The following is a 25,845-nucleotide window of genomic DNA, read 5'->3' on the forward strand; positions in this document are numbered from 1 at the left end:
CTGCATACCCCCGGCGACCGGGCCGGGCGCACGGCCGTGCCGTGGCCGCCCGCACGGCCGGGGCCCGCGCCGCACCACGGGGCGCACCTGCCCGGACCTCGCCCTTCGCCATCGCACGGCGCCCCGCTGCTTCGGGCCGAGGGGCCGTTGGACAGCGGTCCGCCCCGGCGCGCAGCTGGCGAGGCTGTCCGGCGTGACACTGCCGTCCCGGCAGGCGGTGCGGCGCAGCAGGTGGCGCCGGATCCTGCTCACCATCGTCGTCACCCACCTCGTGCTCGTCTTTCTGGCGCTGGTCGTCTACCTCGGCCGGCACGCCGGGACGTAGCACCCGCGCCGGACGTCACGACCGCGTCCCGCATTCCCGGTCGGGCTCCGAAGTGCCCCGCCCGCTGCCCCCGGCCCGCCACAGCCAGGCGACATCGCGGCCGAACGACCACATGAGGAGTCCCAGCGCCACGGCCACCGCGGTGCCCGCCGCCGGCCGTGGCAGCACCCCGGCGCCCGCCACGACCAGCACGATGCCCTGCAGTGCCGCCACCGTCTTGCGGGCGAACCGGGGCGGCAGGGCACCGCGCAGCCAGGGCAGGACCCAGGAGGCCGCGACGAAGGCGTAGCGCATGACGCCGATGCTCAGGGCCCACCCGCCGACCGACCCCGCGACGTGCGCGCTGAGCACCAGGATGAGGACGGCGTCGACCTCCATGTCGAAGCGTGCGCCCAGCGCGCTGGCCGTCCCGGTCCGGCGGGCGACCTGGCCGTCGGCCGCGTCCAGGAGCAGTGCGACGGTGGCCAGACCGGTCAGCACCGCGACCGGCGGCCGCCCGCCGAAGGAGTCGGCGACCAGCGCCGTCACCCCGCCCACGAGCACGGCGCGGGTGAGCGTGACACGGTTGGCCGGGCCGAAGGGCCCCGTCCCGGAGCGGCGCAGCGCGAGCGTGAGCAGCGCCGAGGTGGCCGCCGCGTACAGCCCGCCGGCCACCCACCCCAGGGGGCCCAACCCGGCCGTCCATCCCAGCAGGGCGAGCAACAGCAGCTGCCCGCAGGCGCCGAGTGCGAGGTCGGGCGCGAACGGCCGGGTGCCGTAGCGGATTTGCGTGGTCACCGTGCCTCCTCTGACGTGTGGCGGAGCCGATGAGTGCCGCGTATCGTAACGGCGTCCTTCAAGATCGCCCGCTCTCCGGAACGGGCGCGTCGCTGCGTCCAGGAGGGTCCCGATGCCGCGAGTCGCCCGTGCTTTCTGGCTCAATGCCCCGGGGAAGGGCGAGATCCGGACGGTCGAACTGCCGCGGCCCGGACCCGACGAGGTGCTCGTGCGCACGCTCTGCTCGGGCGTGAGCCGCGGGACGGAGACCCTGGTCTTCCGCGGCGGCGTACCGCGCAGCCAGTACGACACCATGCGGGCGCCGTTCCAGGACGGTGACTTCCCCGGGCCGGTCAAGTACGGCTACCTCAACGTCGGCGTGGTCGAGGAAGGGCCGCGCCGGTTGCTGGGCCGTACGGTCTTCTGCCTCTATCCGCACCAGACGCACTACGTCGTCCCGGCGGACGCCGTCACTCCCGTGCCGGACACCGTGCCCGCGCCCAGGGCGGTGCTGGCCGGCACGGTCGAGACCGCGGTGAACGCCGTCTGGGACGCCGCACCGCTGCTCGGCGACCGGATCGCGGTGGTGGGCGCCGGGATGGTCGGGTGCGGTGTCGCGGCCCTGCTGGCCCGTTTCCCGGCGGTCCGGGTGCAGTTGGTCGACGCGGACCCGGCGCGGGCCGCGGTCGCCGAGGCGCTGGGCGTCGGCTTCGCGCTGCCCGAGGACGCCCTCGGCGAGTGCGACCTCGTCGTGCACGCCAGCGCCACCGAGGAGGGGCTGGCGCGGGCGCTGGAGCTGCTCGCCCCGGAGGGCACGGTCATCGAACTGAGCTGGTACGGCGACCGGCGGGTGAGCCTGCCGCTGGGGGAGTCCTTCCACTCCCGCCGGCTGGTGGTGCGCAGCAGCCAGGTGGGCGCGGTCTCCCCGGCCCGACGGGCGCGCCGGACCTTCGCCGACCGGCTCGCGGTCGCCCTCGACCTGCTCGCCGACCCCGCCTTCGACGCGCTGGTCACCGGCGAATCGGACTTCGAGGACCTGCCGCGGGTGCTGCCCCGGCTCGCCGGCGGCGACCTGCCGGCCCTGTGCCACCGCATCCGGTACAGCGCGGGCGGCAGTACGTAGGAAGCCCAGGCCAACTTTCTTGCCACGGACGTCCACCGGTCCGGAACCGTCCCGGCCGGCACACTCGACTCCCCCTGGAGGAACACCGTGTTCAGCATCACCGTCCGCGATCACCTGATGGTCGCGCACAGCTTCCGTGGCGCCGTCTTCGGTCCCGCCCAGCGACTCCACGGCGCGACCTACGTCGTGGACGCCACCTTCCGCAGGGCCGAACTCGACGCGGACAACATCGTCGTCGACATCGGCCTCGCCACTCAGGAACTCGGCGGCGTGATCGGCGAGCTCAACTACCGCAACCTCGACGACGAACCGGACTTCGCCGGCATCAACACCTCGACGGAGGCGCTGGCCAAGGTCATCGCCGACCGGCTGGCCGACCGTGTGCACGCGGGAAACCTCGGCGAGGGCGCCCGCGAGCTGGCAGGGATATCGGTCAGTCTGCACGAGTCACACATCGCGTGGGCGAGCTACGAGCGGACGCTTTGAGCCGGCGGGGTGCCCCCGCGGTGGCGGAGCGCGTGGTGCACTTCTTCCTGCCCGGTGACGTCGACGATCCGGCGGTGCCCAGCGGCGGCAACGTCTACGACCGCCGGGTGTGCCGGGGTCTGCCGGCGGTCGGATGGCGGGTGCACCGCCACGCCGTGTCCGGCAGCTGGCCGCTGCCGGACGCGACGGACCGTGAGGAACTGGCGCGGCAGCTGGCCGCGTTGCCGGACGGTGCCGTGGTCCTGCTCGACGGGCTGGTGGCCTGCGGCGTCCCCGAAGTCGTCGTCCCGGCCGCCGCACGGCTGCGGACGGCCGTCCTGCTGCATCTGCCCCTCGGGGACGAGACCGGTCTCGCCGCGGACCGGGCGGCCGAGCTGGACGCCAAGGAGCGGCGCACGCTGCGGTCCGTAAAGGCCGTTGTGGCCACCAGCGAGTGGGCCGCCCGTCGGATCGTCGGTCACCACGGGCTGCCCGCCGCCCGCGTCCATGTCGCCCGCCCCGGCGTCGACCCCGCCCCGTGCGCTCCCGGAACCGACGGCGCAGGCCGGCTGCTGTGCGTCGCCGCGGTCACTCCGCGCAAGGGGCAGCACCACCTGGTGCGGGCCCTCGCGGCCGTCGCCGACCTGCCCTGGAGCTGCGTCTGTGTCGGAGGGCTGCGCCGCGATAGAGCGTACGTCGACCAACTGCGCCGGGACATAGTGGACTTCGGCCTCGGCGACCGTGTTCATCTCGCGGGTCCGCAAGCGGGCGCGGAGTTGGAGGCGAGCCGCGCCGCCGCCGACCTCGAAGTGCTCCCGTCGTCCGCCGAGACCTACGGCATGGTCGTCACCGAGGCGCTCGCCCGCGCGACCCCGGTGCTCGCGACCGCGGTCGGCGGCGTCCCGGAAGCGCTGGGACGGGCCCCGGACGGCAGCCTGCCGGGCCTCCTCGTCGCGCCGGACGCACCCGGGGACCTGGCCTCCGCGCTGCGCGCCTGGCTCGGCGATCGCGAACTCCGCGGCAGGCTGAAGGAATCGGCCGAACAGCGGCGTGCCATGCTGGAGGGGTGGGAGATGACGTCGCACGATCTGGCCGAAGTGCTGGAAGGTCTTCGGCTCGCACACCGGAGCGCCGGATGAATGCGGTCGGCGCACCTCGGTTCGCCGCGGAGTGGCTCGCGCTGCGGGAGCGCGCCGACGCCGCCGCACGCGCGCCCGAACTGCTGCACCCGCTGCGCTCCCGGCTGAACGCGCAGCTGCCGCGCAGCTCACCGGCTCCGGCCGGGCGGCCCGCCCCGGAAGCCGCCCCGGCCCCTCACGAGCTGGTGATCCGTGACCTCGGCTGCGGCACGGGCTCCATGGGGCGCTGGCTCGCCGTCCGACTGCCGGGCCCGCAGCGCTGGATCCTGCACGACCACGATCCCGCGCTGCTCGCCCACGCCGGTGACCGGCTGCCGGCAACGGCCGCCAACGGCAGGCCCGTCACGGTGACCACCGAGTGCGGCGACCTCACCGGCCTCACCGCAGGCACCCTCGCCGGTACGTCCCTGCTCACCGCCTCCGCGCTGCTCGACCTGCTGACCCACGACGAGATGGACGCCCTCGCCGAGACCTGCGTCGCGGCCGGGTGTCCCGCCCTGCTGGCGCTTTCGGTCACCGGCCGGGTCGAACTCACCCCGTCGGAACCGCTCGACGCCGCGATCGCCGCGGCGTTCAACGACCACCAGCGCCGTGCCGACCGCGGGCGCCGGCTGCTCGGCCCGGACGCGGTCGCCGCGGCCACCGAGGCGTTCGAGCGACGCGGGGCCACGGTGCTGACGCAGTCCAGCCCGTGGCGCCTCAGCGGCCCGGAAGCGGCGCTGACGGCCAGTTGGCTGCGCGGCTGGGTCGGCGCGGCCGTCGCGCAGCGGCCGGATCTCGCGCTGCGCGGGATCGCCTACCTCCGGCGGCGCCTGGCGGCCTGCGCGGCGGGCGAGTTGAGCGTCACGGTGCACCACACCGATCTGCTGGCGCTACCTCGGCCGGTCACCGGGACCGGCTGATGAACCGGCCCCACTGGGCGTTGCTCAAGATCTTCGGAGGCATGGCGATCCTCGCCGTGCTGCTGTGGCATCTGGGATCCGGCGCCTTCGTGGCCGGCGTGCGCAGGGTCGACGCGGCCACCCTGTCGGCCGCCCTCGCGCTCGGCCTGCTGACGACGGTGGGCAGCGCCTGGCGCTGGTGCCTGGTCGCCCGAGGGCTCGGCCTGCGGCTGCCGCTCGGCCGTGCCGTCGCCGACTACTACCGCGCCCTGTTCCTGAACGCGGCGCTGCCCGGTGGCGTCCTGGGCGACGTCCACCGCGCGGTAGGGCACGGCCGCACGGAAGGCGACATCGGGCGAGGTGTCCGTGCGGTCGTCCTGGAGCGGGTCGCGGGCCAGGTCGCCCTGCTCGCCGTCGGAGGCGCGGTGCTGTTCGTGGCCCCGTCCCCGGCCGGGGCACGGCTCCGTGGACTCTTCACGGCGGCCGGCGCCGCGCCGGTGGCGGCGTCGGTGTGCGCGGCGGCGGGACTGACGGCCGTTCTGCTGCACCGGCGGCGCGGCGGCTCGCGCTCACGCCGCGGGCCGGCCGCCCTGCTGTCCGAAGCGCGCCGGGGACTCCTCGCACCCGGCGTCTGGCCCGGCGTCATGCTCTCGTCCCTGGTGGTCCTCGCCGGCTACCTCGCGATGTTCCTGCTCGCCGCCCGGGTCGCCGGAGCGACCGCGCCCCCGGCCGTACTGCTCCCGCTGGTGGTGCTCTCCCTGCTCGCCATGGCCGTGCCGCTCAACGTCGGTGGCTGGGGTCCGCGGGAAGGCGTCGCCGCCTGGTCCTTCGGGGCGGCCGGGCTAGGCGCGGCGCAGGGCCTCACCGCCGCCGTGGTCTACGGGGTGCTCGCCTTCGCGGCGAGCCTGCCGGGCGCCGTCGTGCTGCTCGTCCGAGGCGTGGCCGGGCTGCGCTCCGTCGTCCCGCAGGTCGAGCGCGAAGAGCGTGTCCGCGCCGAGTGTGGCGCGCCGCAGCGGCGGCCGTAGCGCGTCCCGCATCACCGGGGTGCCGGGAAACCGCAGGCCGGGGACGCCGTCGCCGAGCAGGACCGGGGCGATGGTGAGATACAGCCGGTGCAGTGAGCGCTCCCGCAGAAAGCGGGACACGGTGACGCCGCCGCCCTCGACCAGCACCCGCCCCAGGCCGCGCCGGGCGAGTGTCCCCAACAGGCGCTCCGGGGCGAACCCGTCCGGGTCGGGCAGGACCATGGTCTCCACACCGCGCGCGTCGACCTCCGGGCCGGTGCCCACATCGTCCGCGCCGTTCGCGTGCCGTCCCACCAGCCACAGGGTCGGCGCCGCTCCATCGGTGAACACCTGGTGCCCGCGCGGCACCCGCCCGCGCGGATCGAGTATCACGCGCACCGGGTTGTCCCCGGCGCATGCCCGTACGGTCAGCCGCGGATCGTCCGCGACCGCCGTACCCGCCCCGACGATCACCGCGTCCGCCAGCGCCCGCAGCCGGTGCAGATGGGTGCGGTCCTCCGCGCCGGTGACGTAGTCCGCGTCGCCGGTACGTGTCGCGATGAAGCCGTCCAGGCTCTGCCCGAGCTGCGCGAAGGACACCCGGGGGCCCGCCAGGCACAGTGGCAGATAGCGCTCCGCCAGCTCTGTCGCCTCGGCGGTGGCGGGTGCCGCCCACCGCAGTCCGCCCTGCCCGTCCGCGACCAGGCCGGCGGCCTCGGCCTCCCGCCCGGAGCGGACACGGCGAAGCCGGTCCCACGCCTCCGCCGCGTCGAGTTCCGTCGTCGAGTCGGTCACAGCGCGCCCTTTCTCGCTCTTGGGTTGCCGGCCGGCGGAGTGCCGCCGGTCGTCAGAATCCGCATGGTGCGCGGCCGTCACGGCGTTGCCGCTCGGTGGACCTCTTCCGGGGCCAGCAGCGCGGCGTACTCGCCGAACGCGTCGACCAGGCCGGCCAGCAGTTCCTGCCCCTTCGTGGCCGAGGCCAGCGACGGCCGGCCGATCACCCCGGATGGGGTGTACGGCGTCAGGCCGAGGGTGAGCAGATGCTTGCGGTCGTCGGCGACGTGGTCAGCGGCGGTGTATCCGGGCCGGACCAGTGCGGGGTGGGCGTGCAGCAGGAGGGAGGTCTCCGCCTCTCCCGCGTGCATATCGCTGTGCGAGCTGGTCACCACTCCGGCCCGGCGGCGCGCCGCGTCCCAGTCGGCCGACCCCGGGAAGAGCGCCATGCGGGTGCCGGTGCCCGCGGACTCCTGCACCACATTGCGCAGCACGTAGTTCCCGCCGTGGCCGTTGACGAGGACGAGGGTGCCGATCCCGGAGCGCCGGAGCGAGGCGGCGATGTCCGTCACGACGGTGTGCAGGGTGGCCGCGGAGATGCTGACCGTGCCGGGCCAGGCGGCGTGTTCCTGCGAGCAGGAGATCGTCAGCGGTGGCAGCAGGAGCACCGGATGGGTGGCGGCGATCTCCGCCGCGATGGTGCAGGCGATGACCGTGTCCGTCGTCAACGGCAGGTGCGCGCCGTGCTGTTCGAAGCTTCCGATGGGGAGCACCGCCAGCTTCGGCTGCTGCTGCCGTACCTCCTCCGCGGTGTCCGTCGGCAGGAGGCCGGGGGGCGAGGTCCGTTGTCCCGAAGCGGTCATGGTGGGGCGGGCCTTTCGTCGCTCGGTGCCGGTGTCGGCGCAGCAGTCGCAGCATAGGCCGCGAGCGCCGCGCCGGGCTGGGCGGTGCACTCCGCCCTTGTGCATGCCACACACCCCATCGACCATGCAGGTGGCGGGCCTTGTCATCTTGTGAGTGATTGCCGCCTCCCGTTCTCCCGCGCACGTACGATCGCGGAATGACGGAGCCCGGTGCCGATGTCGCGTTCGACGATGCCGCTCGCCAGTCCGGTGTCGTACGGCAACTCACGGAAAACGAACGGAGAGCAGCGGTCAACCGCCTCGCGGATGCGGTGCGACCCGCGACCGTGCAGCGGGTCGCCGAGGTGCGTATGCCGACGGCGTACGGCGAGTTCCTGGCGGTCGGCTACCTGGACCGCCGGGGCGGCGTGGAGCACGTGGCGCTGGTGCACGGCGACGTGGCCGGCCGGACGGTCCTCGCCCGGCTGCACTCGGAATGCCTGACGGGAGACGCCTTCGCGTCCACGCACTGCGAGTGCGGCGAACAGCTGTCCGAGGCCCTTCGGGCGATCGTGGCCGAAGGGCGGGGCGTCCTGGTCTATCTGCGCGGCCATGAGGGGCGCGGAATCGGGCTGGTCGCCAAGCTGCGGGCGATGGGACTGCAGGAGGACGGTCTGGACACCGTCGAGGCGAATATCGCCCTGGGCCTGCCGGTCGATGCCCGCGACTACGGATCAGGCGCCGCCATGTTGCACGATCTCGGTGTCCGGTCCGTGCGCCTGCTGTCGAACAATCCACGCAAACGCGAGGCGTTGGTGCGGCACGGTGTCACGGTCGAGGCGCAGGTCCCGCTGCTGACGCCGCCCGGCGCCGAGAACCTCCGCTATCTGCGCACCAAACGCGAGCGGCTCGACCACGACCTGCCGCATCTCGACCACCTTCCCGGCCAGTCCTGAGGCTCAGGTGGCCCGCCGGGTTCGTCGCCCGAGTACGTGGAAGGGGCCCGCGACAGCCGTCGCGGGCCCCTTCCACGTGGTGCGGCACTGCCGTCAGGGTGTGACCGGCACACTCCGCGCGGCAGCAGCCTCCTTCGTCGGGACGACGCGCTCCGCGAGGTGGCCGAAGATCAGCCCGAAGGCGGTCCACAGCACCAGTTGGATGGCGATCGCCGACAGCCGGAACTGCCAGAGCAGCGTGCCGGAGAAACCGTGCGGCACCTCGTTCATGGACGGCAGGAAGGCGTACGCGATGCCGATGGCCACGACGAAGGCCGCGCCGCCCGCCACCGTGGCGTACCAGTTGCCCAGCTTGGGAGCGAGCCGCCGCCCGAGAATCGTCGCGGCGACGGCGAGCAGGATGCCCAGCAGCATCATCAGGAAGTACAGAGCCGTGCGCTTGCCGATGGTGTCGGGGTCGCCGACCGCCGGCGGATTGGCCGGGTACTTCAGGAACGGTACGAGGTAGACGGCCACCAGGGCGGCCGCGGACAGCAGGACGGCGGTGGCCCGGGCCCCGAAGCGGCCGATCCGGCCCAGGGCGAAGCAGAAGGCCAGCGCGGCGATCCCGCCCAGGGCCACGCCGTAGACCAGTACGCCGGTCGCCAGCCCCGCCGTGGACTGCACACCGCGGCTGACGACCTCCACCTCGTGCTCGTGGCCGTGGCTGTGTGTCTGCGCTTCCTCGAAGGCGATGGCGGCGTCCACCCTCGGTTCGCCCAGGAAGTAGGCGACGACGAGGGCGACGACACCGGCTGCCAGACCCGCGAGCATGCCGCGCACCAGGAGATTTCTGATGGTGACGGAGTTCATTTCCTCGGGTCCGATCAGTGGCAGGGGAAGCCGAGCAGGTGGCGGCCGTCGTGGACCCACTCGTGGACGTCCGTACCGGACAGCAGTGAGGTGGCGCCCTGCTCCGCGCCGATGAAGTACAGCAGGACGAGCATCAGGACGCCGAAGAACAGCGCCCACGGGGCGATCGCCTTGAGGGGGAGTGTTGCCGGGGTGACGGCGCCGGTCGTCGGCGGTGCGATGGTCTGAGCCATGGCGGAACCTCCTGGTAGGGGAACTCGCGTCCCGTGTAGCGGAGTGCGCAATGACATGGCGGGTCTGGCTCGCCCGGTCCCGGCCCCCGCGGGGGCCGAGTCGAAACCGGACATACAGTGGCGCGACCGCGCCGGGATCCCACCGGCTTCCGTCATGTCATCGTCAATATCCTCGGGAAGGTACCGCGAACCGGCGGGCGGGCCAAGGCCGAGCAGGGGGCGGAGAGGGGCAGTGCGGGGCGCGCGGTGTCGACAACTCGCCTTACCGGACGCTCTGTTGTTGCCGCGGCACATCGAAAGAGGGGTTCATGACAACTCGGGTGACGTTGCTCTCACCGGCTGCCGGGGACGCGCAGCGCGAGGTGCGGTTCGACGACGACGCGCCGCTGAGCGAGGCGGGGCTGCGCCGGGCCCGGGCCGCCGCGGGCGGCTTCCCGGCAGCCGACCGGACCCTGGTCTCCCCGTCCGTACGCTGCCGTCGCACGGCCGCTGAGCTGGGGCTCTCCGCGGCGACCGCGTCCGAGCTGGCCGGCTGTGGGATGGGCGCCTGGCGCGGCCGGACGCTGGCGGAGGTGGCCGAGGCGGATCCCGCGGCGGTGTCCGCCTGGCTGTCCGACCCCGGCTTCGCGGGGCACGGCGGGGAGTCGCTGCGGGAGCTGTGCGACCGGGTCGGAGGCTGGCTGGACGGCGTGGCCGACGTCTCCGGGCGGGTGCTGGCGGTGGTGGAGCCGGACGTGGTGCGGGCCGCGGCGGTGTGTGCCCTGCGGGTGCCGCTGGACGCCTTCTGGCGGATGGATGTGCCGCCGCTGACCGCGACCGAGTTGAGCGGTCGGGGCGGCCGCTGGAATCTGGCGCTGGGGCGGACGCCGGGGCGCCCGTAAGGGGTTTTCGGTGCGCCGGGCCCGTCGCGAGAAAATTGAAGGGCTGCACATCTACCCATAAAGGGGACATAAGTGCAGAATAAAGAGTGCGTGGCAGATGCCTCGCGGTACGGCCAAGGCTTGTGAACCAAGGAGGCGAGTCGCATGGCCGACGTCTCACACAGCAGGGGCGACCTCGCAGGTCACCCCGACGCTACCGAGATGCAAGCCCGATACGACCGGGTTCTCGGCGGGCGTGACGTGGTACTCGTGGACGGACCGGTGTTCCTCGTCGGCCTGTACTGCGCGGCTTCGCCATGGATCGTCCACTACACGGCCTCGCAGTCCGCGCTCGTGACGCACAACCTCATCGTCGGCATCGCGATCGCCCTGCTGGCCATCGGGTTCACCGTGACGCCGGACCGGATGTACGGCCTGAGCGGTGCGATGTGCGCGATCGGCGCGTGGATGATCGTGGCGCCGTGGATCGTCGGCACCAACCCGGATGCCGGCGTCATCTGGAACAACGTCGTCATCGGTGGCCTCACGTTCCTGCTGGGGGCGATGTGCGTCGCCGTGGCGTCGAGAAGCCGCCGCCTGACGTGAAGCCCGCTCCCGATAGGGGCTGGTGACAACCCGTCGACCCGCCTGCCGCCCGACGGACGGCCGGCGGGCCGGTGTGTGTCCGTCCGCCGCCGGATTGCGGTCATCCCGGCGGCGGTAAGTCCTCGCGAGGCCGTTCGCCGGCGCGGCCGGGGTACGGCGCGAAGGGGCGGCCGAAGTATCCGGCCAGCATCAGCCCGCCCGCGATGAGCAGGCCGTCACCGAAGGCGATGCCGACGGCGAGAAGGCCGGCCGCGGCGAGCAGAGCCGGCCGTGCGGCGCCGCGACGGTATGCCTCGCGCCGGTCCACGGGTCGCGGGCCGGCGGCGGGGGCCGGCCCCGTGTGCGGGGTGCGGTCGTGCCGGAACCGTTCGGCGGCGTCGGCGAGTTGGCGGTTCTGCTCGGGGGGCACGCGGCGTCCCTCCTGTTGCGGGTGCGGTCGTTGCGCGGTGGCGGCGTGAAGGAGGAGCGCCGCTGCGGGCGGACGGGAGCAGTGAGCTGAGGCGGGGGGAGTGCGCCCCGGGCCAACGCGCCCGTGGGCGTGCGCGGGTCACCACGTCACAGGCGTTGTTGTGCCCTGTGGCGCCCTGCTCGTAACTCTGTTGGCCCGACCGGTGACGCCGCGTGGACCGGCCCGGGGCCGCTTGGGAAGGGCCCCGTGGACCTGCGCGCCGTCCGGCTCTGTGGTCCATGTCAGGGATGGGGCGGGTGGGGCGTCGGCGTGCGTGCGTACGCGTATGCGCGAACGGGGCACAGTGGGGCACATCATGTTCAAGGGTCATCCGGCGGCGCCCTCCTGGGTGGCGATGGCTGATCCCCGTGGCGGAGGCGCCGGCGACGCGCCGGACCACCGTCCTGCCACCCGGAGAGGTAGTGCCACGTGAGTGCTGTGCCCGTCGATGACCACGCGGACTTCGCCGATGCCGACCGCGGATTCATCGCCGCGCTCGACCCGCCCCATGTCCTCGCGGCGGACGGCCGGGTGGTCTGGGACGCCGGGGCGTACGGGTTCCTGGCGGGCAACTGCCCCGATACGGCGAACGCGAGCCTGTGGCGCCAGGGCCGGCTGGTCGGCCGGCAGGGCCTGTACGAGGTGACGGAGGGCATCTACCAGGTCAGGGGGCTGGACCTGTCCAACATGACGCTGGTCGAGGGCGAGCACGGTGTCATCGTCGTCGACCCGCTCCGCTCGGCCGAGACCGCTGCCGCGGGGCTGGAGCTCTACCGCAGGCACCGCGGTGACCGGCCGGTCACCGCGCTGATCTACTCGCACTCCCACGAGGACCACTTCGGCGGCGGGCGCGGTGTGCTGCCGCACGGCCAGGACCGGGTTCCGGTACTGGCTCCCGCCGGCTTCCTGGAGCACGCGGTCAGCGAGAAGGTCTACGCGGGGACGGCCATGACCAGGCGTGCCGTCTACACGTACGGCACGGAGCTGCCCAAGGGGCCGGCCGGCCAGATCGGCTGCGGTCTCGGCACCACGGCCTCCACCGGTACCCGCACCCTCATCCCGCCGACCGTGGACATCACCGGCACCGGGCAGGAGGAGATCGTCGACGGGGTGCACATCGTCTTCCAGCTGACCGCGGACACCGAAGCGCCCGCGGAGATGAACTTCTACCTCCCGGCCCACCAGGCGCTGTGCCTGGCGGAGAACGTCACCCACACTCTGCACAACATCCTCCCGCTGCACGGTGCGGCCGTCCGCGACAGCCGGAAATGGGCACACCACCTCAACGAGTCCCTCGCGCTGTTCGGCGACGACGCGGAGATCGCCTTCGCGTCCCACCACTGGCCGACCTGGGGCAAGGAGCGGATCGGCAGCCTGCTGACGGGCCAGCGCGACCTCTACGCGTATCTGCACGACCAGACGCTGCGGCTGCTCAACCAGGGGCTGACCGGCACGGAGATCGCGGAGGAGCTGCGGCTGCCGCCGGCGCTGGAGCGGGAGTGGGCAAACCGCGGCTACTACGGTTCGGTGAGCCATAACGTCAAGGCGATCTACCAGCGCTACATGGGCTGGTTCGACGGAAATCCCGCCCATCTCTGGGAGCACCCGCCGGTCGAACAGGCCAAGCGCTATGTGCAGGTCCTGGGCGGCGCCGAGGCCGCATACGAGGCGGGCAAGCGGTACGCCGCCAACGGCGATCTGCGGTTCGCGGCCACCCTCCTCAACCATGTCGTCTTCGCCGACCCCGGCCATACGCGGGCCTGTCTGGAACTGGCGACCGTCTATGAGCGGCTGGGCCACGGCTGTGAGAACGGCACCTGGCGCAACTTCTATCTCACCGGAGCGATGGAACTGCGCGGCACTCCGGCGGAGGTGCCCCCGGACGCGACCGGTCCGGAGATTGCCATGGCGCTGAGTGTCGACCGGCTGCTGGATTCGCTCGCCATCCGCATCGACGGCCCCACGGCCGCGGAGTACCCGCTCTCCTTCGATGTGTACATCACCGACCAGGACCGCAGCTGGCGTCTGACGTTGTCCAACGGTGCGCTGACCCACCTGAGTTCGCCGGGCCCGCCGAGTCCGTCCGGGGAGCGGCGGCCGGATCTGACGCTGCGGCTCACCAAGGTCCAGTTGCTCGGTCTGCTCGCCGGCCGGGAGGCGGAGGGGGTGGAGCAGGAGGGGGACGCGGGGGCGCTGCAGCGGCTCATGAGTCTGCTCGTGGAGCCGGACCCCAATTTCTCCGTCGTCACGCCCTGATCGGACTCCCGCGGACCGCTCCAAGCTGTTAGGTTAGGCTTACCTAACCAATGAGTCGAGGGGTGAGGCATGCGGGAAGGGGAGCTCTCCGGGCGGACGGCGCTGGTCACGGGGGCCGGTGGCACTGCGGGGGAGGCCGTGGCGAGACTGCTGGCCGATCGCGGCGCGCGGGTGATCGCCGTCGACCGCGAGGCGGACGGCATCACCGCTCTGCAATCCGCGTACGGCGCCGCGCGCGTCATCGCCCGCGCCGTCGACATCACCGACCGCGCCGCCGTGGAGAGCCTGGTGGACGAGGCGGAGCGCACCGTCGGGCCCCTGGACATCCTCGTCAACGCCGCCGGTGTACTGCGCGCCGAGGATGTCGCCGCACTCACCGACCAGGACTGGGACGACCTCTTCGCCGTCAACACCACCGGCGTTTTCCACCTCTCCCGGGCGGTGGCCCGCCGGATGACCGATCGGCGGGCGGGCAGCATCATCACGGTGGGTGCCCACCCCGTCGGAGTGCCCCGGGCCGGTCTGGCCGAATACGCGGCCTCCAAGGCCGCCGCCGCACTCTTCACCAAGTGCCTCGGCAGCGAGCTGGCGTCCAGTGGCGTGCGCTGCAACGTCGTCTCGCCCGGCGCCCCTCGGGTCTCCGGAACCCGGCACCGCCCGGCCGCGGCGGGCAGGCGTGGCCGGGCCCGCGGCGCCGCATGGGCCGCCCAGGGTCCGGCCGCGCCGCCCGGACCTGCCGCCGACCCCCACGACCTCGCCGAGGCCGTCGCCTTCCTCGTCTCCGACCGTGCCCGCCACATCACCATGCACGATCTGCACGCCGACGGAGCCCTGGCGCTGCGCGCCTGAACACCGCTGCGCGCCCGCGGCCCGCCCGGCACCTGTGCCGCACCGGCCGAGCCCAGCGCAGGCGCCGCACCCCTCCGTCCCGACACCCGCCCCGCATCAGCGAAAGGCCCTGTCATGGCGCTGCCCGTCACCGCCCCTTCCCCGACGCACCCTCCGGACACGGTGCACGGGAACCGTGCCGCGGCAGCCGGACTGCCGCTCACCACCGCCCAGGCCGGGCTGTGGCGCAGAGCGGCCCTCGACCCCGGCAGCCCCGCGCTGAACAGCGCCGAGTGCATCGAGATCCACGGCCCGCTGGATCCGGTGGTCTTCGCCGAGGCGCTCCACCGGACCGTCGGCGAAACCGACGCCCTGCGCGTACGCATCGAGGAAACCCCGCACGGCCCGCGCCAGTTGCCCCTGGCGATCGAAGCGCCCGGACACGGCTTCCCGCTCCAGATCGCCTCGCTCCTCGACCAGGGAGACCCCGACGCGGTCGCCGGCGCCTGGATGCGCGACGACCTCGGCGACGCCTTCGACCTGCGCACCGGCCCCCTCTTCCGGCACGCCCTCTTCCAGGTCGGCGAGCGCCGCTGGCTCTGGTACCAGCGGGTGCACCGCCTCGCCTTGGACGGCTTCGGCCACGCGCTGGTCACCCGCCGGGCGGCCGAGATCTACAGCGCTCTCGTGGCGGGGGAGGAGGCCGGGGCCAGCCCCTTCGGCCGGCTGGCCGGCCTGGTCGCCGAGGACGCCGCCTACCGCACCTCCGAGGCGTACGCCGCGGACCGCGCCCACTGGAACCGCGTCCTGGCCGGCTGTCGGGAAACCCCCACCCTGGCCGGACGCCGCGCTCTGCCGTCGCGCACCTTCCTGCGCCGCACCGTATGGATCGGCGCCGACGTCACCGGCCGGATCGAGGCACTCGCCGGCGCCGTCCGTGCGACCTGGCCCGAAGTCCTCATCGCCGCCCACGCGTGCTACCACGCCCGCACCACCCGCACCACCGACGTCGTGCTCGGCCTGCCGATGCGCGGCCGGATGAGCCCGGCGGCGCTACGGGTCCCCGGCACGGTCGCCCACGTGCTGCCGCTGCGCCTCACTTCGGGGCCGCGGGCGACCTTCGCCGACCTCACCCGGCAGGTCGTCCTCGGTGTCCGCGCCGCCCGCCGCCACCAGCGCTACCCCTACGAGGACCTCCGCCGCGACCTCGGCATGCCCGGCACGGCCGGGGCGCCGGCCGGCCCCTTGGTCAACGTCCTGCCCTTCGACAACGGACCGGACTTCGCCGGAGCCCACTCCGACGCGCACAACCTCTCCGCGGGCCCGGTCGACGACCTCACCGTCCACGTCCACGACCGGGGCGACGGCGCCGGCCTGCGCATCGACCACGACGCCAACCCCGCCCTCTACGGCGAACGCGAGCTCGCCACCCACCAGGACCGGTTCCTCGACCTCCTCGGCCGGATCGCGGACGCCGACCCGCACGCCCCGCTCCCCACCGGGGGCGCGCTGCTCGATCGGGTACCGCGGCGCGAGGGCCCGCCCGGGCGTCTGGTGGAGTAGAGGGTGAGAAGATCGCCCGCGTCCGTCGCGGGCGCGTCAGATCGGAAGGAACCGACGAACCATGTGTGCCACTGCCGCACCCGCGTCGCCCGGAGCGGGCCGATGAGCGACGACTCCGTACTCCTGCACACCGAAGGCCGGGCCGGATATCTCACCCTCAACCGCCCGCGCGCCCTCAACGCCCTCAACCACGCCATGGTGCGCCGGATCGACGAGGCGCTGACCGCGTGGGAGCGGGACCCCGCCGTGGCGACCGTGGTGATCCGCGGGGCAGGTGAGCGGGGCCTCTGCGCCGGCGGCGACATCCGCAGCGTCCACGACGACGTCCGCTCCGGCGGCGGGGCGGCCTCGAAGGCTTTCTGGCGCGACGAGTACCACCTCAACGCCCGGATCGCCCGCTACCCCAAGCCGTACGTCGCCCTGATGGACGGCATCGTCATGGGCGGCGGGGTCGGCGTCTCGGCCCACGGCTCCGTACGGATCGTCACCGAGCGCTCCCGTGTCGCCATGCCGGAGACGGGCATCGGCTTCGTGCCCGACGTCGGCGGGACCTACCTGCTGGCCCGTGCCCCCGGCGAGCTGGGCACCCATCTCGCGCTCACCGGCGGCGAGATGGGCGCGGGCGACGCCTTGCTGTGCGGGTTCGCCGGCCACTTCCTGCCCGCCGAGCGGCTGCCGGAATTCACCGCCGCGCTGGCCGGCACGGACGTGGCCGAAGCGCTGCGGCTGCACACCGGCGCGGCGCCCGGTGGCGAACTGGCCGGGCACCGTACGTGGATCGACGCCTGCTACGCGGCCGACTCCGTCGAGGAGATCATCGACCGGTTGGAGCGCAGCGGCGACCAGGCCGCCAAGCAGGCCGCGCAGACCCTTCTGAGCAGGTCGCCCACGGCATTGAAGATCACCCTCGCGGCGCTGCGCAGGGCCCGCGCGCTCGACTCGCTGGAGCAGGTGCTCGATCAGGAGTTCCGGGTCTCGTGCACCGCGCTGACCGGACCCGACCTGGTCGAGGGGGTCCGTGCGCAGATCGTCGACAAGGACCGCGATCCGCGCTGGTCACCGCCCCGGCTGAGCGAGGTGCCGACCGCGGAGGTCGAGCGCCACTTCCGGTCGCTGGGCAGCGGGGAACTCGGCCTGGCCGGCGGCCCGGACACCCGGACGGAACCGGCCTGACACCGCCCGCGGCCGCGGGCCGGCAGGGGCGCTGCCGGTCCTCCCCGGGCCGGGCTCAGACCGTGGAGTCGCCGGCGAGCGCGTACAGCAACTCGTAGGCCGTGTGCACCATGCGGCAGGTGCGGCCGCGACGGGTCGCGGTGGCGGCGAGGCCGGTTCCGGAGGCGGGGTGGAAACCGAGGAACGCCTGCTGGCCGAAGGTCGCCCCGACGTGGAAGAGCATCGGCCCGCCGGCGGCCGGGTGCTGATACCAGGCCAGGGTGTGGGTGTGCCGGTGCTGCCAGCCGCGCCGCAGCACCGGCACCTGCACATCGCGCAGCGGCTGACGCAGCGGCGTGTCCTCGGCGAAGAGATGCGCTTCGAGGTACGTGAGCAGATCGCCCGGGACGGCGCGGACGGCGCCCGCCGCGACGAAGCCGGCCATGTCGGCGCCGGCGACGGGCGTCCGGCCGTTCGTCCGGTGCCCGATGGCGTCGGTCCCGGTGGTGCCGGGCCCCAGCGTGGTACCGCTCAGCCCGAGCGGGCGCAGCACCCGGTCGGTGAGCAGCGTCGGGTAGTCGGCGCCCGCGGCCGCGCTCATCACCGGACCGAGCAGCGCCAGCCCGAAGTTGGAGTAGTGCCAGCGGGTGCCGGGGCGGTGGGCGAGCGTGGTGCGGGCGAACGTCCGGACCAGGCGCTCGGTGTCGTAGCCGGCGTAGCCGTTGCGGTAGGGGTGCAGCAGGGCGCCGGCCACCAGATCGCGGGGGATGCGCGGCAGCCCCGAGGTGTGCGTGGCCAGCTGCCGCAGGGTGATCCGGCGCAGGTCGGCGGAGACCGGCGGCAGATCCGGCAGGTGGTCGGTGACCGCGTCGTCGAGGGACAGCACGCCGGACCGGGCGAGCACGGCGAGCAGCAGGACCGTGTACGTCTTGGAGAGCGAGCCGAGTTCGTAGCGCAGCGCCTCGCGGGGCATCGGCGGCGCGAGGGCGGTGCCCCCGCTGACGACGGTCCGCCGGCCGTGCCGGGTGAGGGCCAGTACGACGTCCGGGGCGTCGATCTGTGCCAGTGCGTCCGCGAGGCGGTCGGTGAGGCGGTCCGCGAGGGCGGCGGGTCGCGGTGCGCTCATCGGACGGCGGACAGCGCCCGGGAGGTGGCCATGGCGGAGGCGAACGCGGCGACCAGGGTGGGGTGGTGCACGAGGTCGAAGACCTCGGCCGCGTCGCCCTCCGGCATCTCCCGGTGAATGGGCATCGCCCCGGACTCGGACTGCGCGGCCGCGTACCGCTCCCACAGGTCCGCGTCGAGCGTGGGCCGGGGCAGGCAGGCGTCGACGACGAGGAGTTCGCCCAGCAGGTCCCAGTGTTCGAGGTCCGCCCAGTCCTCCATCCAGGCGGGCAGGTACAGCGCGAGATAGGAGGCGATGTCCGGCGGGATGCGGTCCGGCGCCTCACCCCAGTTGGTGAGGTGGAAGACGGTGTGGGTCACGTCGTAGGCGATGTGCAGCTGGACCGTCCAGGGCTCGGGCATCCGGCCGAGCCAGGTGCGCGCCACGCCCTCGCCGAAGTCGCTGCTGGGCGTCAGGCCGAGCTTGCGTTCGGCGTTGAGCACACCGAGCCTGCGGTTGGGCGCCATCTCCAGCGCCGACCAGGTGGTGGTCCGCCGGGCGACCTCCAGCGCCTCCTCCAGGCCGGGATGGCGGCGGCCCAGCTCGTGAAAGGTCGCATAGACCTCCAACGGCACCGGGGAGAGGGGCTCTTCGTACTGGAGGGCCGCCAGCACGTTGCCGCCGTCCAGCAGCTCCCGCCAGGCGAAGTCCAGCAGCTGTCCGGCCCGGGCGTGCTGCCGGGAGCCGGCCACGCCCTCCCGGAAGAGCACATGCATGTTGAGCGCCAACTCCCCGATCGGCTTGAGTCGTTCGATCACCGCGCTCCCGGAAGCGCGGTCCTCGGGGGTGAGCCGGAAGTGGTCGCGGTGGTCGTCGAGCCAGGCCAGAGCCCGGTCGCCGACGGCGTGCAGCAACGCGGGGGGAGCGGCGGTCACGGTCACGGGGGCTGCCTTCGCTTTCTCAAGGGGTCGCGGCCACCGCCGCAACGGCACCGCCGTCCGCCGTGGCCTCGTCCGAGGCGATGCGGGCGAGGGTGCCGGCGAAGGCGGTCACCAAGGTCGAGTGGTAGCAGGCCGTGAACGCCTCGGCGCCGTCACCCGGGCCGGGCGGCGGGCCACCCGTCTCGGGCACGCTGCCGTCGGCCGCCTGGGCGTCGGCGAGTCGCTGCCAGGCCGCCCGGTCGAACGGAGCCTCGGGCAGGCAAGCCGTCACGGCCAGCAACTCACCCACCAGATCCCACAGTTGCTCCTCCAGCCAGGTGTCGAGCCAGGCGGGCAGCCACAGCCGCAGATACTCCGCGAGCTCCCCGGAGAGCCGGTCCCGGGCGCGCCCCCAGTCGGTGAGGTGGAAGACGTCGTGCGTCACGCCGTACGCCGCCTTGAGATCCAGCGTCCACGGTTCGGGCATCGAGCCGAGCCCGGTCAGCTCCAGCACGGAGTCGAACGCGGCGTGCGGACGCAGGCCGATCCGCCGCTCCGCGTTGAGCACGCCGAGCGTACGGGTGTGGTCCTCGCGCGCGACCTGCCATCCGCGCAGTCGGGTCGTCGCCGGCAGCAGCTCCTCCACGGCGGCGCTGCGCAGCCCGGCCTGCGCGAACACCCCGTACAGCTCCACCGGATAGGTCGCCCGCGGCTCACCGCGGATCAGCTCGGCGAACAGCTCGCCGTCGCGCGTCTCCTCCCAGGCGAAGGCGAACAGCCCGTCCGCCTGCTTCCGGACGTCGGCGCGGGGATGCGACGTGCGGATCAGCTGGGTCAGCTCCGCCAGTTCGCCCAAGGGCTTCAGGGTCAGGTTGGGATCGGCGTCCGTCGTGACGTTCGGGGGCAGGCGAAAGTGGGCGTGTGCCCGCTCCAGCCACCCCAGACTGTCACCGACCATGCGGTCGAGCAGTTCCGGGGCGCCCCGGCCCCCGGTCACCCGCCCCGTCCGTAGAAGCGCCGGGCGGCAGCGACATGCAGCGTCACGCGGGCGTCGCCACCGCTCATCTGACGGATGAACACCAGCCCGGCGTCCAGGCCCAGCGAAGGCGGTGCCTCGGGCAGTCGGGCCAGCCAGCGTCCCAGTCCGGCCGCTTGCAGCCAGTCCCTGCGGCGCACCGCCCGGACGAAGCCGCGGGCCAGGTCGTCGGAGCGCGCCGCCAGGCTTTCGGCGAGCGTGGGCGCGAGTCCGGGGAGCGCGAGCGCGGCCAGTTGTGACACCCGGTGAGAAAGCTTTGGCCAGGGATCGTTGGCCACCCATGCCGCGCCGGCGTGTGGCGCCTGCGGCCAGTGGTCCGCTCCGCTGGGCAGAAAAGCGTGCGAGGCCTCGATCAGACCCCGGTAACTCCACACCGACACCTCGGAGGCATCGGTTCCCGGCGGGTAGGCCGCCAGCGCCTCCCGCACCACGGTGGTGTCGTCCTCGCCGCCGTGTACCGCCCGGTGATCCAGCGCGTACGGCGCGAGCGCGTCGGCGCCGAGCACCCGGATCGCGGCCAGCGCCAAGGCATCGCCCTGGCGCAGGACTCGGGACAGCGCATAGGGGTCGCCCTCACCTCGGAGGGCGAGGGCGACTCCTTGTGCGGCATCAGCGATCACAGCGCTCAGCGGGACTGCTCCCTGCGTCTGTTCAGCCAACGCCTGCTCCTTAGCGGGCGTCGGTCTTGGGACGGGGGGTGGGGGGTGAGATCAGGAGCAGGGCCGCGAGGAGCAGCCCGCCGCCGCACTCCCGCGTGTCGCGGAAGACACCGTGGGGTTCGGCGGAGTCCAGCATGCCTTCGACCTCTGCGGCGAGAGCGGTCGTCTCCACCGTGCGGTCCGTCACCATACGATCATCTCCTTCTGTTGCGGAGTTCCAGCGTTACATCAGCCCAAATCGGGCGCAAACGGAAGAAACCGTCTCAGCGGTCTTGTCCGCGTCATCGGGGTTGAACGATGGATGCCCCTCACCCGGGACCGCTCGTGAGGACCGGATCTGCTCCGCTCAACTCTCACCCGGATTCCGGGTGTTGAGGGCGGCCGAGGTGTACCTCGGGCCGTCGCCTTAGCAGGTTTCCACCGCGGGTGGCCCTTCGGGAAAGTCCCTCGGATGGCCCCGTACTCCTGTGCGGGCGAGTGCCGCCCGTGTCGGCCGATCGGGTGGTCGCGGCTGTTGTCGACCACTCAATTCCCGCCGAACAGCCGGACTCGGGCCATGTCCAGGCGATCCGCCGCAGGGTGCTCGGCGTCACCTGTCACGAATTCGACCGTATGAGTGGTGACTTGCTCAGCTGTGGCGAGCGGTGAGTGTTCCCGGGTGGTGTTGGAGGGGTCGGGGTGACGTTGCGGGCGCCGGGCGAAAGGGGGGCGCGGCGATCCCCGTCGGCCCTCACCTGGCGCCGGCGGGTCCGTGACAGCGCCACTCCCGTCCTCCGTGTGCCCGCACCGGGGTGGAGGTCACCGGGCCGGGCCGGAGTGCCGCCCGAGTCGCGTATCGCAGGACCGGGCAGGAATCGCCGGACCGCTCAGAGCTGCCGCACCCGCCCCGACGTCACCGCGCCGCTCCCGCGAGCACCCCCGCTCCGCTTCGGACGTTCCTCCAACCGGGCTGGCGCATGCTATGGAGACTCGCCTTATACATTGCACATGCGAGCCGACCACGCATATCTTGTCGCACATGCAGTCCTACACGATTGGTCAGGCGGCGCGTCTGCTGGGCGTCAGCCCCGACACGGCCCGCCGCTGGGCGGACGCCGGCAAGGTCGCGACCCACCGCGACGAGGGCGGTCGCCGACTGATCGACGGCCGCGACCTGGCCGCCTTCTCCACCGAGATTGCCCAGGACGGCGGCGACGAAGACGCCTCCTATACCTCCGCGCGTAACGCCTTCCCCGGGATCGTCACCGCCGTCACACTCGGCGACGTGGCCGCGCAGGTCGAGATCCAGGCCGGGCCGCACCGGCTCGTCTCCCTGCTGACCCGGGAAGCGGTCGAGGAGCTGGGACTGGAAGTGGGCGTGCAGGCCACCGCCCGCGTGAAGTCCACCAGCGTGCACATCGACCGCACCTGACCCCCACCGCAGCACCATCCCTCCCCAGCGGCGTCGCCGTCCCCGGCGCGGCTTTCCATCCGCTCGGGCGAGATCCCACGCCCGCGTACCAAGGAGTCACGCCATGTCCCCCGTAGTTCCGCGCGGCCGCGCCGTCGCCGCGATCGTGACCGCCGCCCTGCTCGTCCCGCTCGCCGCCTGCGGCAACGACAGCAAGAAGGACAGCGGCGAGGCGAAGTCCGACTCACCCCGGACCGAACTCACCGTGCTCGCCGCCTCCTCGCTGACCGACGTGTTCAAGACCGCAGGCGCCGCCTACGAGAAGGAGCACCCGGGCACCAAGGTGACGTTCTCCTTCGCCGGATCGCAGGAACTGGCCGCCCAGGTCAAGCAGGGCGCCCCCGCCGACGCCCTGGTCACCGCCGACACCAAGACCATGGACGGACTCAAGGCCGACGCCGGCCGGCCCACCGTCATCGCCAAGAACCGGCTGGTCATCGCGACCGGCGAGGGCAACCCCAAGAAGATCGATGAGCTGCAGGACCTCTCCGGCAGCAAGCTGAAGGTCGTCCTCGCCGCACCGGAGGTCCCGGTCGGCCGCTACAGCAAGCAGGTGCTGGACGCCCAGAAGCTCCGTGTCCGCCCGGTCTCCCAGGAGCCCAACGTCCGCGCGGTCCTCAGCAAGGTGGAACTGGGCGAGGCGGACGCCGGCATCGTCTACAAGACGGACGCCGCCACCGCCACCGACAAGGTCGACGCCGTCGACATCCCCGACGAGCAGAACGCAGTCGCCTCCTACCCGGCCGCGACGCTGAAGACATCCGAGCACGAGGCCGCGGCGGCCGCGTTCGTGAAGTGGCTCAGCACGCCGGAGGCGCAGAAGATCCTTCGGCAGGCGGGCTTCCAGAAGCCGTAGCCGCAGCTCGCGCGCGGGTGCTGTCCGGCTCGGGGGAGCGGACAGCGCCCGCGGCGGCACGCACCACAGGCCGCACCGGCCCCGAACCCAGGAACCCCGATGAGACGCCCCCGCACTCCTTCCCGGCCATCGGCGGGCCGCTTGCGTGCCCCCGGCGCCGGCACGCCGGTCGCCCTCGCCCTGCCCGCGCTCCTGGCGATCGCCTTCCTGCTGCTGCCGCTGATCGGCATCCTTGCCCGCACCACCTGGAGCGACCTCGGCAGCCATCTGAGCGCTCCTGGGGTCGTCGAGGCGCTCCGGCTTTCGCTGCTGGTCTCCTTCTGGGCGCTGGGGCTCTCGTTGCTGCTCGGAGTGCCGCTTGCCTGGCTGCTGGCCCGCGTCAGCTTCCCCGGCAAGGCGCTGGTGCGCTCCCTCGTCCTGCTGCCGATGGTGCTGCCACCGACCGTCGGCGGCGTGGCCCTGCTCCTCGGCTTCGGCCGCCGCGGGCTCCTCGGGCCGTGGCTGGAGGACACGTTCGGGCTCACCCTGCCGTTCCACAGTTCCGGCGCGGTGGTCGCGGCCACCTTCGTCGCGATGCCGTTCCTCGTCATCAGTCTGGAGGGCGCGCTCGCCGGACTGCGGCCGAGCTACGAGGAGACCGCGGCCTCCCTCGGCGCCTCACCGGTGCGTGTCTTCTGCACCGTCACGCTGCCCATGGTCGCCCCGGGCCTGGCCGCCGGCGCCGCGCTGACCTGGGCACGGGCGCTCGGTGAGTTCGGCGCCACCATCACCTTCGCGGGCAATCTGCCGGGCACCACACAGACTCTGCCGCTTCAGGTCTATCTGCTGCTCCAGGACTCCCCGGAAGCCGCCACCTCGGTCTCCCTGCTGCTGCTCGCCATCGCGATGGGCGTCCTGGTGGCGCTGCGCGGCCGATGGACCGCGGGGGCCACTGACCGGGCGAGCAGGCGGCCCGCAACGCCCCCTGCCGAGGACGCCGACCTCTCGGCACCGCACGCCGCCGGCCTCCCGCTTCCCGCCGATGACCCTCCGGGACCACAAGAGCGTTGGCCGCTGCACGCCGACGTCACCGGCTTCACCCACCTCACCCTCGATGCCGAACCGGGCACCACCATCGCCGTGGTCGGCCCCAACGGCGCGGGCAAGACCACCCTGTTGCGGGCCCTTCTCGGTCTGACCCCGCGAGCCCGCGCCACCCTCCGCCTCGGCGACAGCGATGTCTCCGCGGCGGCCCCGCACCGCCGCGGCGTGGCCTGGGTGCCGCAGGACGGCGCGCTCTTCCCGCACCTGTCCGCGCTGAGCAACACGGCGTACGGGCTGCGTGCGCACGGCGTCCCGCGTGCCCGGGCCCGCCGGCAGGCCCAGCGGTGGCTCGACCGGCTCGGCGTCGGAACTCTCGCCCACCGCAGACCCGCCCAGCTCTCCGGAGGCCAGGCCCAACGCGTCGCCCTGGCAAGGGCGCTGGCCGCCCGGCCGCGTCTGCTGCTCCTCGACGAGCCGCTCGCCGCCCTCGACCAGACGACGCGCGCCCATGTCCGCCACACCTTGCGCGGCCACCTCGCGGAGTTCGGCGGCGTCTGCCTGCTCGTCACCCACGACCCGGTCGAAGCGGTCTCCCTGGCGGACCGTGTCCTGGTGCTCGACGACGGCCGCGCGCTCCAGGACGCCACCCCCGCCGAGGTCACCCGGCACCCCCGTTCACCCTGGGTCGCCCGGATGCTCGGCCGTAACGCCTGGCCGGGGGCCGCCGCCGGCGACGGCCTCGCTCTGGCCGGTGGTGGCCACCTCGTTGTCGCCGACCGGTTGCCCGAGGGGACCCCGGCGCTGGCGATCATCGCGCCCGAGGCGGTCTCCGTGCACGTCAGCAGGCCCGCGGGCAGCCCCCGCAACGTCTGGCCCGGCACCGTCCGCGAGATCACCTCCGCCGGCAGCCGGCTGCGTGTTCTGGTGACCTCGCCCGAGGCCCCCGATCTCGTCGCCGAGATCACCCCGCAGGCCGCGCTCGAACTCGGCCTCGCCGACGGGGTTTCCGTATGGACCAGCGTCAAGGCCACGGAGGTCTCGCTGGTCACGCTGTGAGGGAGCGGGAAGCGGACGGGCGCTCCGGCCCGCGTTCGACCCGCCCCCCCCCGCGTCGTGCGGGCGCCGCCCCCGATCAGTGCGGGGTGGGAGCCGGGTCCAGGACGAAGACGGGAATCTCGCGGTCCGTCTTCTTCTGGTAGTCGTCGTAGTCGGGGTACGCCGCGACGGCGCGGTCCCACCACAGGGCCTTCTCCTCGCCGGTGACCTCACGGGCCGTCATGTCCTGCCGCGCCGGCCCGTCCTGAAGCTCCACCCGGGGGTCGGCGACCACGTTGTGGTACCAGACCGGGTGCCGGGGGGCGCCGCCGAGGGAGGCGATCACGGCGTAGGTGCCGTCGTGCTCCACCCGCATCAGCGGACTCTTACGGATCTTGCCGCTCTTGGCTCCCCGAGTCGTCAGAATGACGACGGGCATTCCCCGCATCGTCGTCCCCTCCGTGCCGCCGGAGCTCTCGTACGCCGTGACCTGGTCACGTACCCATTGGGTCGGGCTCGGCTCGTACTCACCCTGAAGAGGCATGCTGCGCGTCCCATCTGCGAAGTCTTGCGTCGGTCCCTCGCGGCCCCGGCCGATCCGCCGTTCTGGCCGCCACGACCTTCGCTCAACGACCGTGGCCGTCGCAATCATTCCGCTTCCGCCGTCGTGTCGGCCTCGGCCCGCCCCGTCCCGGGCG

General features: G+C 73.3%; 27 protein-coding genes, 1 pseudogene and 1 riboswitch. Of the genes and pseudogenes, 16 read left to right on the top strand and 12 right to left on the bottom strand.

All coding sequences use genetic code 11. The annotated features are described in order from the left end of the window. The first annotated feature begins 193 nt into the window (after nt 1-193). Nucleotides 194-325 (top strand): DUF6126 family protein, encoded by a 132-nt coding sequence (locus QOM21_RS32115; protein ID WP_393895053.1) that lies wholly within the window; start codon nt 194-196, stop codon nt 323-325. A 15-nt stretch (nt 326-340) separates the two neighbouring features. On the opposite strand, the gene QOM21_RS32120 is transcribed toward QOM21_RS32115, so the two are convergent. Beyond that, entirely contained in the window at nt 341-1,102 is a 762-nt protein-coding gene (locus tag QOM21_RS32120) for a CDP-alcohol phosphatidyltransferase family protein (RefSeq protein ID WP_407554510.1), read from the bottom strand. A 112-nt stretch (nt 1,103-1,214) separates the two neighbouring features. Here QOM21_RS32120 and QOM21_RS32125 point away from each other — a divergent pair, with 112 nt between their 5' ends. The 5 genes from QOM21_RS32125 (at nt 1,215) to QOM21_RS32145 (ending at nt 5,714) form a co-directional block, all read left to right on the top strand. Further along, nucleotides 1,215-2,204, top strand: coding sequence for a zinc-binding alcohol dehydrogenase (locus QOM21_RS32125; protein WP_407554511.1), 990 nt, complete (start codon nt 1,215-1,217; stop codon nt 2,202-2,204). An 87-nt stretch (nt 2,205-2,291) separates the two neighbouring features. Then, the gene (locus QOM21_RS32130) at nt 2,292-2,690 is read left to right on the top strand and encodes a 6-pyruvoyl trahydropterin synthase family protein (RefSeq protein WP_407554512.1); all 399 of its coding nucleotides are present in this window, start codon (nt 2,292-2,294) and stop codon (nt 2,688-2,690) included. After that, nucleotides 2,687-3,808: a glycosyltransferase family 4 protein gene (locus QOM21_RS32135; RefSeq protein WP_407554513.1), complete on the top strand. Its 1,122-nt coding sequence runs from the start codon at nt 2,687-2,689 to the stop codon at nt 3,806-3,808. The genes QOM21_RS32130 and QOM21_RS32135 overlap by 4 nt, the downstream gene beginning before the upstream one ends. Further along, entirely contained in the window at nt 3,805-4,710 is a 906-nt protein-coding gene (locus tag QOM21_RS32140; protein ID WP_407554514.1) for an SAM-dependent methyltransferase, read from the top strand. Before QOM21_RS32135 ends, QOM21_RS32140 begins: the two co-directional genes overlap by 4 nt. Beyond that, the gene (locus QOM21_RS32145; protein ID WP_407554515.1) at nt 4,710-5,714 is read left to right on the top strand and encodes a lysylphosphatidylglycerol synthase transmembrane domain-containing protein; all 1,005 of its coding nucleotides are present in this window, start codon (nt 4,710-4,712) and stop codon (nt 5,712-5,714) included. Before QOM21_RS32140 ends, QOM21_RS32145 begins: the two co-directional genes overlap by 1 nt. A 102-nt stretch (nt 5,715-5,816) precedes the next feature. On the opposite strand, the pseudogene QOM21_RS32150 reads toward QOM21_RS32145, so the two are convergent. Further along, nucleotides 5,817-6,569: pseudogene (locus QOM21_RS32150) on the bottom strand (dihydrofolate reductase family protein); the annotation flags it as partial. Then, entirely contained in the window at nt 6,566-7,330 is a 765-nt protein-coding gene (locus QOM21_RS32155) for a creatininase family protein (protein WP_407554516.1), read from the bottom strand. The pseudogene QOM21_RS32150 and the gene QOM21_RS32155, both read right to left, overlap by 4 nt. Before the next feature lie 197 nt (nt 7,331-7,527). Between QOM21_RS32155 and ribA the strand changes: the two genes are divergently transcribed. Then, on the top strand, nt 7,528-8,265 hold the full coding sequence (gene ribA / locus QOM21_RS32160; RefSeq protein WP_407554517.1) for a GTP cyclohydrolase II: 738 nt from the start codon (nt 7,528-7,530) through the stop codon (nt 8,263-8,265). A gap of 93 nt (nt 8,266-8,358) precedes the next feature. Here the strand turns inward: ribA and QOM21_RS32165 are convergent, their stop codons facing one another. Beyond that, entirely contained in the window at nt 8,359-9,117 is a 759-nt protein-coding gene (locus tag QOM21_RS32165; protein ID WP_407554518.1) for a CbtA family protein, read from the bottom strand. Between the two features lie 14 nt (nt 9,118-9,131). Next, the gene (locus tag QOM21_RS32170; protein WP_407554519.1) at nt 9,132-9,350 is read right to left on the bottom strand and encodes a CbtB-domain containing protein; all 219 of its coding nucleotides are present in this window, start codon (nt 9,348-9,350) and stop codon (nt 9,132-9,134) included. Between the two features lie 39 nt (nt 9,351-9,389). Beyond that, nucleotides 9,390-9,540, bottom strand: a riboswitch (cobalamin riboswitch). 118 nt (nt 9,541-9,658) lie between these two features. On the opposite strand from QOM21_RS32170, the gene QOM21_RS32175 reads away from it, so the two are divergent. Continuing rightward, on the top strand, nt 9,659-10,231 hold the full coding sequence (locus QOM21_RS32175; protein ID WP_407554520.1) for a histidine phosphatase family protein: 573 nt from the start codon (nt 9,659-9,661) through the stop codon (nt 10,229-10,231). Between the two features lie 144 nt (nt 10,232-10,375). Then, entirely contained in the window at nt 10,376-10,816 is a 441-nt protein-coding gene (locus QOM21_RS32180; RefSeq protein ID WP_407554521.1) for an SPW repeat protein, read from the top strand. A 100-nt stretch (nt 10,817-10,916) separates the two neighbouring features. Here the strand turns inward: QOM21_RS32180 and QOM21_RS32185 are convergent, their stop codons facing one another. Next, nucleotides 10,917-11,225 (bottom strand): hypothetical protein, encoded by a 309-nt coding sequence (locus QOM21_RS32185; protein ID WP_407554522.1) that lies wholly within the window; start codon nt 11,223-11,225, stop codon nt 10,917-10,919. Nucleotides 11,226-11,693: 468 nt separating this feature from the next. Between QOM21_RS32185 and QOM21_RS32190 the strand changes: the two genes are divergently transcribed. From QOM21_RS32190 to QOM21_RS32205, 4 genes are all read left to right on the top strand, one after another. Further along, a complete protein-coding gene (locus QOM21_RS32190) occupies nt 11,694-13,520 on the top strand; it encodes an alkyl/aryl-sulfatase (protein ID WP_407554523.1) in 1,827 nt (608 codons plus the stop codon). Between the two features lie 69 nt (nt 13,521-13,589). Beyond that, nucleotides 13,590-14,369, top strand: coding sequence for an SDR family NAD(P)-dependent oxidoreductase (locus tag QOM21_RS32195; protein WP_407554524.1), 780 nt, complete (start codon nt 13,590-13,592; stop codon nt 14,367-14,369). A 114-nt stretch (nt 14,370-14,483) separates the two neighbouring features. After that, nucleotides 14,484-15,911 (top strand): condensation domain-containing protein, encoded by a 1,428-nt coding sequence (locus QOM21_RS32200; RefSeq protein WP_407554525.1) that lies wholly within the window; start codon nt 14,484-14,486, stop codon nt 15,909-15,911. Nucleotides 15,912-16,013: 102 nt separating this feature from the next. Continuing rightward, nucleotides 16,014-17,084 carry an enoyl-CoA hydratase/isomerase family protein gene (locus tag QOM21_RS32205; RefSeq protein ID WP_407554526.1) on the top strand — a complete coding sequence of 357 codons (1,071 nt, stop codon included), beginning with the start codon at nt 16,014-16,016 and terminating at the stop codon, nt 17,082-17,084. A gap of 55 nt (nt 17,085-17,139) precedes the next feature. On the opposite strand, the gene QOM21_RS32210 is transcribed toward QOM21_RS32205, so the two are convergent. From QOM21_RS32210 to QOM21_RS32230, 5 genes are read right to left on the bottom strand one after another with little or no spacing between them, the layout of a single operon-like run. After that, nucleotides 17,140-18,189, bottom strand: coding sequence for a serine hydrolase domain-containing protein (locus tag QOM21_RS32210; RefSeq protein WP_407554527.1), 1,050 nt, complete (start codon nt 18,187-18,189; stop codon nt 17,140-17,142). After that, on the bottom strand, nt 18,186-19,109 hold the full coding sequence (locus QOM21_RS32215) for a DUF6895 family protein (protein WP_407554528.1): 924 nt from the start codon (nt 19,107-19,109) through the stop codon (nt 18,186-18,188). The genes QOM21_RS32210 and QOM21_RS32215 overlap by 4 nt, the downstream gene beginning before the upstream one ends. 19 nt (nt 19,110-19,128) lie before the next feature. Further along, entirely contained in the window at nt 19,129-20,085 is a 957-nt protein-coding gene (locus QOM21_RS32220) for a DUF6895 family protein (RefSeq protein ID WP_407554529.1), read from the bottom strand. Then, a complete protein-coding gene (locus QOM21_RS32225; protein ID WP_407554530.1) occupies nt 20,082-20,783 on the bottom strand; it encodes a hypothetical protein in 702 nt (233 codons plus the stop codon). Before QOM21_RS32225 ends, QOM21_RS32220 begins: the two co-directional genes overlap by 4 nt. 10 nt (nt 20,784-20,793) lie before the next feature. Further along, complete coding sequence (locus tag QOM21_RS32230; RefSeq protein WP_393895075.1) at nt 20,794-20,973, bottom strand: hypothetical protein; 180 nt, start codon at nt 20,971-20,973, stop codon at nt 20,794-20,796. A gap of 828 nt (nt 20,974-21,801) precedes the next feature. Here QOM21_RS32230 and QOM21_RS32235 point away from each other — a divergent pair. The 3 genes from QOM21_RS32235 to QOM21_RS32245 all read left to right on the top strand — a co-directional run bounded on the left by QOM21_RS32235 (nt 21,802) and on the right by QOM21_RS32245 (nt 25,168). Next, a complete protein-coding gene (locus QOM21_RS32235) occupies nt 21,802-22,194 on the top strand; it encodes a molybdopterin-binding protein (RefSeq protein WP_407554531.1) in 393 nt (130 codons plus the stop codon). Between the two features lie 103 nt (nt 22,195-22,297). Then, on the top strand, nt 22,298-23,089 hold the full coding sequence (gene modA, locus QOM21_RS32240) for a molybdate ABC transporter substrate-binding protein (RefSeq protein ID WP_407554532.1): 792 nt from the start codon (nt 22,298-22,300) through the stop codon (nt 23,087-23,089). 99 nt (nt 23,090-23,188) lie between these two features. Then, nucleotides 23,189-25,168 carry an ABC transporter permease gene (locus tag QOM21_RS32245; protein WP_407554533.1) on the top strand — a complete coding sequence of 660 codons (1,980 nt, stop codon included), beginning with the start codon at nt 23,189-23,191 and terminating at the stop codon, nt 25,166-25,168. 76 nt (nt 25,169-25,244) lie between these two features. Here the strand turns inward: QOM21_RS32245 and QOM21_RS32250 are convergent, their stop codons facing one another. Beyond that, nucleotides 25,245-25,691: a nitroreductase family deazaflavin-dependent oxidoreductase gene (locus QOM21_RS32250; RefSeq protein ID WP_407554534.1), complete on the bottom strand. Its 447-nt coding sequence runs from the start codon at nt 25,689-25,691 to the stop codon at nt 25,245-25,247. Nucleotides 25,692-25,845: the final 154 nt, after the last annotated feature.

The sequence above is a fragment of the Streptomyces sp. Pv4-95 genome (assembly GCF_045782725.1).
GTDB lineage: Bacteria > Actinomycetota > Actinomycetes > Streptomycetales > Streptomycetaceae > Streptomyces.